We start from the raw sequence: 9,683 nt of genomic DNA on the forward strand, positions 1-9,683 counted from the left end.
CTTTAGAAAAGATAGTTAATTTCGAAACGGTATTCGTTGTATGAGTTGTTATCAACACTCGATTGAACCGTTGCACTGGTATATGCCGGATCTGCATCAACTGTTGCAAAACGGAATTTAAACTCTGTATTTGGAAGCGATTTGAATGTTTGTGTTGCATCTATGTGAAGGATATTACGATCCGTAAATGTTGATGTAAATGCTTTTTTATCATCGAAATTCATATTTTCATAGTCTGCTGCAACCAATAGTCCCGGAACCAATCCTGCTTTATCAAAATTATAAACCGCTTTTACTGCCCAGTTTTTGGTATTAGCGATCCAGTCAACTTGTGCCATTGATCGGGTATACCCACCCGTCGGGAATCCGCGCCACGGAGCAATGATGTCGGCATCATCCGCAATTTTTGAATACCCTGCTGAGAGTTCCAACGGTCCGCTTGCCGCTACTAAACGCGCCATAATGATACTTCCGTCTACATTATCACCAACGGTATACCCTTTTGATGCGGCATTTGCGGCAGTAACACTACCGGCTAATGAAGCACCACCGATTTTTCCGGCACCATCATCCATTTGGCGAAGGTAACGGATCCCCGGAGTTAGCGTCCATGCATCGTTTAGCTTGATTTGATAATTGGCTTCAAGAATAGCGGTATTAAAAAATCCGTCCAACGCTATATATTCACCGTCGAGTTTTAGATTAGGAATCGATTTATTAGAAGCCGTTACCAATACCATCTCAGGATCGACATCACCTTTCCCTCTTGAACGAATGTTAGCCGGTGTCAAACCTTTATGAACACCTGAATCATCATTGCCCGTATATTTTGTATAGGCGATAACACTGTGAAACGTTTGATGGTCACGAAGTTTTTCAGCCATGATATAGCCGGCACGAATTGCCGTATCAGGAATATCTTTATTTTCGATCATAGCCGCTTCGAAAGTATGTGGAACCATTTTAGTATCATTAGATCCGATCATAATGCTATCAATCAATTGACGCCCCACTTTGACATCCGTTTTACCTGCTTTGAACTCACCGTACGCTTCCGCAACAACACCGATTCCGCCTTCGCTACCATCAGCACGAGTATGATAGGTATCTTTACCCGCTTTACCGAAGTTTGTAGTACCGGTTCCCAATGTATTATTTTCATGCATTGGAGCTGTTCCATAGAATCCTACAGTGGTTCCGAAACCGTGATAAAATCCGGATTTAAATACCAAACTACCGCCGAGACCCCACATGTTGTTATCTTGAACCGCAGCACTTTCATTATCCCAATCCCACCAAAATGCATTTGAGCGAAGACGTCCGTATACGTCACCCTTTGTCAACATTTCACCGATTGATTCTACATCACCCGGTGTTTTTGTGTATTCTACTTGGTAATTCGCTTTGAGGATACGATCTTCCGTTTTGAGCGCATGCGCCGACGTTGCCAATAAACAAGTAGCAGCTGCTACCATACTGAGTTTAACTAATTTCATTCCTAACTCCTTAAGTTTGATTGATTTACAAAAGAGTGCTTAGCACCCTTTCGCACCTTTTTTCGGACATCCACAATCATAATCCATGATACGGACATTGCTGTTACCGCTGATGTTCACATTTTTCTGACGGCGAATATACGCAGATGTAACATCATACACCGGACGAGTCAATTGTTCCTTGAGGTTTGATCCCGCATTTTGCAAATTACCGCCCCATGAAGAGACTTTGTACACTTTCGAATCACTCAGAGGTTTCCCCCCAACTAAGATGTTGGTAATACGCTTACCGCTCGGCGCACCGACACGAATCTCATAGGTCACACCGCCGAGACGGCTCATATCGCCCCCTTGTTGATAGAGAGGATTCGCATTAAAGACGTTATCCGCAATATCTTCAAGAAGGGTGCGGATATGCATTCCCGTTAGCTCGAACGTATAGACGTTCGGATAGGTGATCGCCGTCATATCATAGACGTGATCCATCGTGATCGAATCACCCTCCAAAACCGTGGTTCCCCAACGATACCCCGGAGTAAATGAAATATCCGAATCCATCGCATCGATGATCGAATCATTGATCAGCTGATCGAATGTCGAGTGGAAGGTATCGCGTTTAAACAACGTGTTTTTCGTAATCCCCAACACTTCGGAAAGTTCAGAATCATACGGTGAGTACAACTCTTTGACCAACGCTTCACCCTCAGGATCGGCAGGGATCAGGTTGGAGGCTACAGGGATGAGTTTGTACTCATACCCTTTGACTTTGTGATTTTGGATGTCGATGTCAAGCCGTCCCACATATTTACCGTGGCTTCCCGCGATAATGATTACCGTACCGTTAATAACGCTCGGTCGCGGTGAGGGATCATGGGTGTGTCCGCTGAGGATAAAATCGATCCCTTTGACTTGGCGAGCAACCTCTTGGTCAACACTGAAACCATCATGGGAGAGGACAACGACACAGTCCACTTTTTCCTCTTTACGGAGTTTATCCACATACGTTTGAAGCGTATCTAAACGTAAACCGAAACTCCACCCTTGGGTAAACTCTTTCGGGTTTGCCGTAGAGGTAAACGGAAACGCTTGACCGATAATACCGATCTTCGCTCCGCCGCGTTCCATAATCGTGTAGGGTTCAAAAATCGACTCTTCAAAATCATCGGCAAACGAATCATCGCCGATAACATTTTGAGCGATAAATTTTGCGTTCAACATCTCGATGAGTTCTTTGACCCGTTTTTTACCGTAGGTAAATTCCCAGTGACCGACCATAACGTCTACACCGAGGTAATTTTGGGCTTTTACGATCGCTTCACCGGTCGTTTTAAGGGCAACGCCCGTCCCCTGCCACGTATCCCCTGAGTCAAGGAGCAATACGTTATCGGCACCACGCTCTTTTTTGACGTGGTTGATGAGGGTTTTCATATGTGAAATCCCCCCCATTTTTCCGAATTTATGGGCAAGAGAGTCGAAATTCATAAACGTATCGAAATAGGCATCCAAGGTTTTACCCTGCATTCCGTAATGTTTTAAAAACGACTCACCGCACAAAAATCCCGGTGTACCCGTCAAATTCGGAGCCGAGATCAATGTCGATGGTTCACGCCAGTAGAGCGGTTTAATATGGGCGTGCATATCACAGATATGCAACAGCGTCACATTCCCTTTCGCGTTGAAGCTGTAAATATCTTTTAATCCTACTTCGTCAATACGCTTAGGACCTGCTGCTGCAGAGGCAACAGCCGGTAATCCGATCCCAAGAGCGGCGGCGATATGGAAAAAGTCTCTTCGTGATAAATCCATTCTCTCCCCCTTAACGTTTCAAACCGGGAATTTGGATCGCGTTGCCTTTGGTTTTGTTGGTGACATACACTTCTAGCGCTACCATCTCACGTGACCCGAGAGGGATTTTCGCCAAAAGGGCATTTTCCATACATTGTTGCATACGTTTATCCAAAGTTACCATTTGTCCCTGTGTCATACGATATGCCGGCCATGTTCCCGCCGCTGCCGTCACTTTTGCACCCAAATCAGGGAGCGGTTGCATACGGAGACGTTGCCCGACGATGTCGGCACTGTGGCAATTGTTGCACGAAAGTCCGCGACCGCCGCGACGCTCTTCAAACACTTGCGCTCCTAGAGCCATCATCTCTTTCATTTGAGGATTCGCTTTGACATCGATAGCAGTTTTTTGACCATTCGCCAACGATTTGACATACGCGCTCATTTTAACGATTTCAGGACTTTCCAATTTGGAGACAGGTTTGCCCTGATCAGCCAATGCCATTTGAAGCGATTGAGACAAAGTAACTACTTTACCTGCCGCTTTAACAACACGAGGAAATCCTGCGATCGTTTTCGGCAAATCTTTCTCTTTGACACCCAACATTTTGGCATAAGCAGCAGTTCCGATCAAAGAGTTAAAAAGCGCTTCGCCCTCTCCCACTTCCATCTCTGCCGGATTGTTTTCGAGTAGTTCCGCATACATCGCTTTATCCGCATCCGACATACTGAGTTTCTCTTCCGCATTGACTGAACTCAAAAGTGCTAAACACACCAATGCCGTCGTGATTGATAACGTACGCATGATTTATCCTTTTGGAGTAATGGCACTGGTCGTCTCGACACTTTGCCCTTTGTTGTCTTTCGCAACCACTTTGAGTGTTCCCGCACCCGGCACTTTGAAACTGATAGACATCAAAGGGTTAACCGAGAGCGATTCCCAAATCACCATTTTCGTAATCAGTGTGTCGTTAAAAGAAAATTTAACTTCATCGATGTACTCAGCAGGGATCAACACACCCGTATCTTTGTTTTTACGCATACCGGTTTCCATCGGGTGCATCGCCATAAAGTCGATTTTTACAATATCGCCTACTTTGTAATCTTTTGGTTTGATTTTGATCAATGTTTTCATAATATAGGTCCTTATTATCTTTGTTAATTATGCTAAAAGGTTGATCAAATCAACCACATCCGCCGATGGTTACTTTGACGTTTTGTTTCGCGGTGAGGAACGTTCCATCACTCATCTCAGCGATAGCGACAACATCTTGAGTTCCGCCGAGTTTAACACGCGTTCCGAAATACGCTTCACCGTTAGCAGGGGTCAAATAGATGTTTGCACAACGAACATTTCCGTTTTTAGATGCCAATACGTGGATCGCTTTAACGTAATCTTTAGCACTCATCGGGCTATCAACACTGATTTTTACCGGAACAACTGCACCGTTTTCAGCGATTTCAGGGGCTTCCATTTTTACTTTGCTCGATGCGACCAACGCTTTACCGCCGGTAATCGCCGCTACCGCCGTCTCATAGTTCATCTCATTGGGACCTGCTGACTTTTTCTCCTCAGCCGCACTTGCTATTTGAGGGAGTGCTACCGCACACGCCGCCGCTGCTCCAAAACCTTTTAAAAATGATCTTCTTTCCATCTGAATACTCCTTGAATTTACTTTTTGACTGCTGTGATGTAGGATACCAAATCACACACTTCACGCTCGTTCATTAAACCATTTGCCAAATTAACCGTCATCGCTGATTTCGGATTATCGATACGAGGATCGGAAATTTTTTGATACACGAACTGAGGATTGCGTACACCGCTGTCCATATAAAGTTCTTTGTATTTACTCAAATCAGGTCCGATATTACCGTACCCTTTTGCCCCCTCGATATTGTGACAGGCGACACAGTTACCCATTTGTTTAGGTTTTCCATCCGCTAGTAATCGGGTAAGCCCTTCAGGTGGATTCTCTTTTGCATCTTTCCCGTTTAGATTATGAAAAATGTATTGTCCGCGAGCGATGGCAGCTTTATCATCGCTAACACACCCCTGGGGCATCGTATATAGTTTGGCTACAGGAAGGGCATCTTTTTTCAAGATAGCCGTCGCATCCGGACTTTCAATCACCTGCGATAAATCGGCTGCACTTAAAAAAGTAGCAAGACCGAGCATGATTACTTTTCGCATTGGCTCTCCTCTATTTGGTTTTCGAGGAACATTGTAGGACAGGAGTGTAAAATTTATGTAAAAATTTTGAAATTAAGCGGATGTACAAAGAGGAGGATAAAAAGTATAGGTAAACGTACTCCCTTTTCCGTAAACTGAATTGATTTGAAGTTCGATTCCGGCTTTATCGATAATCGATTTGACGATATTCAGCCCGATACCGAATCCCCCTTTGTCCTGATTCTCACGATAGTAGCGCTCAAATATGCGCCCCACATCTTCGATACCGACACCGTCATCGCGAAAGCGAAGAATACAGCTCTCAGGATTGCGTTCCAATATCACTTCGATTTTCCCCTCTTCATTCGAGTACTTGATTGCATTGGAGAGGTTATTATCGATAATACGCTGTAATTGGGTCGGATTAAACACGATCTCGATTTTCTCCTCGATACTCGGTTCAATCGTAATGTTTTTCAATGCCGCCACTTCATGAAAATAGTCACACCGCTCCCTCAAAAATCGGCTAAAATCGATAGGCTCGTATTCAAACGAGAGTCGCTCGTTTTTGATAAGATAATCCATATCATTATAGAGGGTGGAGAGGGTTTTCGTCGCCGCTTTGATCCGTTGCAGATATTTGTTACTCGGATTGGCACGATGGTAGAGGTCGATATTGACGTTGATAATGGAAAGAGGGGTATTGATCTCGTGCATCGAATCTTTGATAAACTGATCCAACCGTTTATTGAGGCGCTGAAACGGCAATGCAAACCGATCCAAGAAAAAGAGGGAGAGGACAAAAAACAGCGCGGCAACCCCGAGCAAGATCATCACCACATCCTGATAGATCCGTGCATACGATATTGTCCCTCCGACGACTAGATACGATGCATCGAAATAACGCCCCTCCGGCAGAGCCACTACTTGATACGCATATCCCTCATGAATGTGATACCCCACTTTTTGCTCATCGAGAGGAGCTTTTATCAAGGTGAATATCGGATTAAAATGGATGTCATACAGTCCCGACTGAAACGTCCTAAACCTCGGATAATCGAAACTTTGCTTCTCTTTGGGATCAAACTCCTCCATCGCACGGATGATGAGATGCGACTGCCTCTTGAGTTTAAACTCATATTGGATTTCGGTAACATATTTCATATAAGTGACATACAAATAAGTCGGCACCAATAACAGTACCGCAAAAAGCATCGTATAGACGAAAGCATTTTTGAGGGCGTAGCGATTATCGTTCAATGATGTACCCTAACCCTCGTCGATTTTGGATGATCTCGATGGGGAGTTTTTTACGCAGATTATTGATCTGTACCCGTATGTTGGCGGGATCGACGTACTCACCCCAAATCTCATCTTGGAACATCTCGACCGATACCACTTGATTGGTATGTTTCAGCAGTACCGTAAAAATCTCCTTTTCGGTTTTGGAGAGTGCGATGTTCTCCCCTGCGTGCATCAAGGTAAAATTTTCGGTATCGTAGATCAAATCGGAGCCGAAATCGATTTTACTCTCGCCGTCATGATAAAAGCTTTTGAGCGCATGCATAATCCGTATTTGCAATTCGGTAAGATCAAAGGGCTTTCGGACATAATCGCAGCATCCCGATTTGTACCCCTCTTGCAAATCGCTCACATTGACCATCGAGGTGAGAAAAATCGCAGGGGTTTTATTCCCCTCTTTTCGTAACGTACGGAGCAGTTCAAACCCGTTCATCCCCGGAACGTTGACATCGAGAAGATAGAGATCAAAATGGGTCTCATAGATCGCATCAAACGCCCGTTCTCCGTTGCTGAATCCGACCACTTCGTATCCCATCTCTTCCAAAAATTCGGTGATACTCACCCGTAACATATACTCATCTTCGAGCAGCAGTACTCTCACCTGATCTCCCCCTTTATCTCTTTGGTCACTTTATAATCGAGCAGTATACCTATCAACTCTTCTTTCGAATACGCATTGAGCCTCTCTCTAGCCTCTTGCATATAGAGCTCCCGATCTTCGGAGGGAACCGTATCTTTGAGATAAAGAAGTTCTTTGTCGTATACGCTTTGAAACTGCCCTTTGTCCAATGTTTTTTTAACCATAACATCATACAGTTCATTACGGGAGAGATGGATCAAAAAGGAGATGTCCTCTTCATCCGAATGGGCGTAGGTATTGATCTGTTTAGGCGAAAGTGAAAAGACGAATGCCCCGATCGTCTCCCCCTCACCGTTTAACATCGGTTCATAAAAGAGATAGCGCCCCCCGCTAAAAATAACGCGAGCCGCTTTTAAGGCTTTATAATTAACACCGTTTAAGAGCTTTAAATCACTTTGCGTGTATTTTGGATTTGCCAAAATATACTCTTTAGCGATAGTAGGATTCTCTTGCATAAAAACGGCTGTCTCATAAAACCTTGCGTCCATCAGAACATACATATTGATCCCCAAACGGTCGAAATACTCCTGTGTCGATTCAAAGAAAGAGACCACCTCGATAAATCCGATCATGTTATTCTCGTGATAGACGGGAACGGTTGCTTTTACTCCCAACTTTCGCCCCACTTCGATAGCGGAACGGGGATTCTTATGGGTTTGAAAATAGAGCAAATCGGGACGATGGTAATCCAGCGGCATCCCCGCATACGAGTTATCCCAACTGCGGGCGAAGATAATGTAATCAGAGGTGATGATTTGAGATCGGATCAAGGAGTCGGTATGGAGCTTGATCGACTCCATCACCTCCGAGAGAATCTTGAATCCTTTGTCCTCGTCCTCTTGTTCCAGCGCATCGCTCAGCGCGGTATTTTGAGAGAGGATCAGAGCATAACGCAATGCGGTAGAACGCTCTTTTTCAAGCTGATTGTTCAATCCCAGTGAGAGTTGATCGCTTAGACGCTCCAGTGTTTGGGAGGTCACTTTTTGCTCCAAATACCATAACACTCCCCCAAGCACCAACGTAATAAATAAGAACACCCCCGCTATCGTCCTTTTATCGGCAAAAATGCGATACCAGCGATCCATTAGCGTGACCCTTTTTGTTTTTTGCCCATCTTATAGACATAGGCCAGTACTTCCGCAACGGCGGCAAAGAGCATATCGGGAATCGGGCGGTCAAGCTCTACCTCAGCATACAGAGAACGGGCAAGCGGCGGATTTTGGACGATATGTACCCCATTTTCACGGGCGATCTTTTTGATCTGGATCGCTATATTATCGACCCCTTTGGCAACGACGACCGGAGCATTGTGCTTGGTCTCATCGTAGACAATCGCTACAGCATAGTGGGTAGGATTCGTTATGACCACATCGGCGGTCGGAACGGCCGACATCATCCGCTTTTTCGCCGCCTGCATCTGAATCTGACGGATTTTCGCCTTGATATGCGGATCCCCTTCCATGTTTTTCATCTCATCTTTGATCTCTTGAAGCGACATTTTGAGCTTATCAAAATACTGCTTTCGTACCAAAAACAAATCAATGATGGCATAGATGAAGATAATGATAAGCATCACCGAGGCTAACACAATCGCTTTATCGCGCAACCAGAGCATCTGATCTTGGAGAGTAAACAGCGCAACCGTCGGAAGTTCCTCTACATAGTACCAAAAATAGAGAAATCCGATCCCCAGTGCCGTAAAAGACTTCAACGTTATTTTGAGAGATTCGAGCGCTTTTTGGAGAGTAAAGAGGTTGGCAAACCCTTTGATCGGATCGAGTTTAGAAAAATTGGGAACGAGCGGTTTGGTCGTAAAATTAAACCCGATCTGCGCCACAGTACCCAGCACTCCCGCAATGGCTACGATCACTGAAATAGGGATCGCCATAATAATAAACTCTCTCATCGTTACCATAGCGATGTCGAGCATCAGTTCCCGATCCAGAGGTTGAGTCATCAAAGAAAAATAGTATCGGGAGAGAGTAAGCATCCGATCCGCGATAAAGGTAAACATCATCAAAAGGGCTAAAATAGCGACAAAAAGAACCGCTACCCCGACGATGTCCTGACTCTTGGGGACATTCCCCTCCGCTCGGGCATCTTCGAGCTTCTTGGCGGTGGGTTCCTCGGTCTTTTCTTGATCGTCAGCCACTTACTTAATCCATCTTCATTGACATATCGATCCAATTGGCTTGATGAACCATAGACCCCGTACTGATCGCATCCACACCCGTTCTAGCATACTCTTCGATGGTTTCGAGGGTGATATTTCCGCTCGCTTCGAGCA

Annotated in this window: 10 protein-coding genes and 1 pseudogene; all 11 read right to left on the reverse strand. The window is 45.0% G+C overall.

Translation table 11 applies throughout. The features are described 5' to 3' along the window. Positions 1 to 2: 2 nt before the first annotated feature. Positions 3 to 1,496 (reverse strand): OprD family outer membrane porin, encoded by a 1,494-nt coding sequence (locus VFW36_RS10150; protein ID WP_329658700.1) that lies wholly within the window; start codon positions 1,494 to 1,496, stop codon positions 3 to 5. 39 nt (positions 1,497 to 1,535) lie between these two features. Continuing rightward, positions 1,536 to 3,302, reverse strand: a complete 1,767-nt coding sequence (gene soxB / locus VFW36_RS10155) for a thiosulfohydrolase SoxB (protein ID WP_329658701.1) — start codon at positions 3,300 to 3,302, stop codon at positions 1,536 to 1,538. Between the two features lie 10 nt (positions 3,303 to 3,312). Then, entirely contained in the window at positions 3,313 to 4,086 is a 774-nt protein-coding gene (soxA, locus tag VFW36_RS10160; RefSeq protein ID WP_329658702.1) for a sulfur oxidation c-type cytochrome SoxA, read from the reverse strand. A gap of 3 nt (positions 4,087 to 4,089) precedes the next feature. After that, positions 4,090 to 4,416, reverse strand: a complete 327-nt coding sequence (gene soxZ, locus VFW36_RS10165) for a thiosulfate oxidation carrier complex protein SoxZ (RefSeq protein ID WP_295013901.1) — start codon at positions 4,414 to 4,416, stop codon at positions 4,090 to 4,092. A 49-nt stretch (positions 4,417 to 4,465) separates the two neighbouring features. Then, a complete protein-coding gene (soxY, locus tag VFW36_RS10170; protein WP_295011667.1) occupies positions 4,466 to 4,936 on the reverse strand; it encodes a thiosulfate oxidation carrier protein SoxY in 471 nt (156 codons plus the stop codon). Positions 4,937 to 4,953: 17 nt separating this feature from the next. Continuing rightward, on the reverse strand, positions 4,954 to 5,475 hold the full coding sequence (gene soxX / locus VFW36_RS10175) for a sulfur oxidation c-type cytochrome SoxX (protein ID WP_295011669.1): 522 nt from the start codon (positions 5,473 to 5,475) through the stop codon (positions 4,954 to 4,956). Positions 5,476 to 5,547: 72 nt separating this feature from the next. Next, a complete protein-coding gene (locus tag VFW36_RS10180) occupies positions 5,548 to 6,714 on the reverse strand; it encodes a HAMP domain-containing sensor histidine kinase (protein WP_329658703.1) in 1,167 nt (388 codons plus the stop codon). Further along, positions 6,704 to 7,357 carry a response regulator transcription factor gene (locus VFW36_RS10185; RefSeq protein ID WP_329658704.1) on the reverse strand — a complete coding sequence of 218 codons (654 nt, stop codon included), beginning with the start codon at positions 7,355 to 7,357 and terminating at the stop codon, positions 6,704 to 6,706. Before VFW36_RS10185 ends, VFW36_RS10180 begins: the two co-directional genes overlap by 11 nt. Next, the gene (locus VFW36_RS10190; protein WP_329658705.1) at positions 7,354 to 8,481 is read right to left on the reverse strand and encodes a cache domain-containing protein; all 1,128 of its coding nucleotides are present in this window, start codon (positions 8,479 to 8,481) and stop codon (positions 7,354 to 7,356) included. Before VFW36_RS10190 ends, VFW36_RS10185 begins: the two co-directional genes overlap by 4 nt. After that, on the reverse strand, positions 8,481 to 9,548 hold the full coding sequence (gene flhB / locus VFW36_RS10195) for a flagellar biosynthesis protein FlhB (RefSeq protein WP_329658706.1): 1,068 nt from the start codon (positions 9,546 to 9,548) through the stop codon (positions 8,481 to 8,483). The genes VFW36_RS10190 and flhB overlap by 1 nt, the downstream gene beginning before the upstream one ends. 4 nt (positions 9,549 to 9,552) lie before the next feature. Further along, positions 9,553 to 9,683 (reverse strand): annotated as a pseudogene (locus VFW36_RS10200) (nicotinate-nucleotide diphosphorylase (carboxylating)); the annotation flags it as partial.

The sequence above is a fragment of the Sulfuricurvum sp. genome (assembly GCF_036279695.1).
In the GTDB taxonomy this organism is placed as follows: domain Bacteria; phylum Campylobacterota; class Campylobacteria; order Campylobacterales; family Sulfurimonadaceae; genus Sulfuricurvum.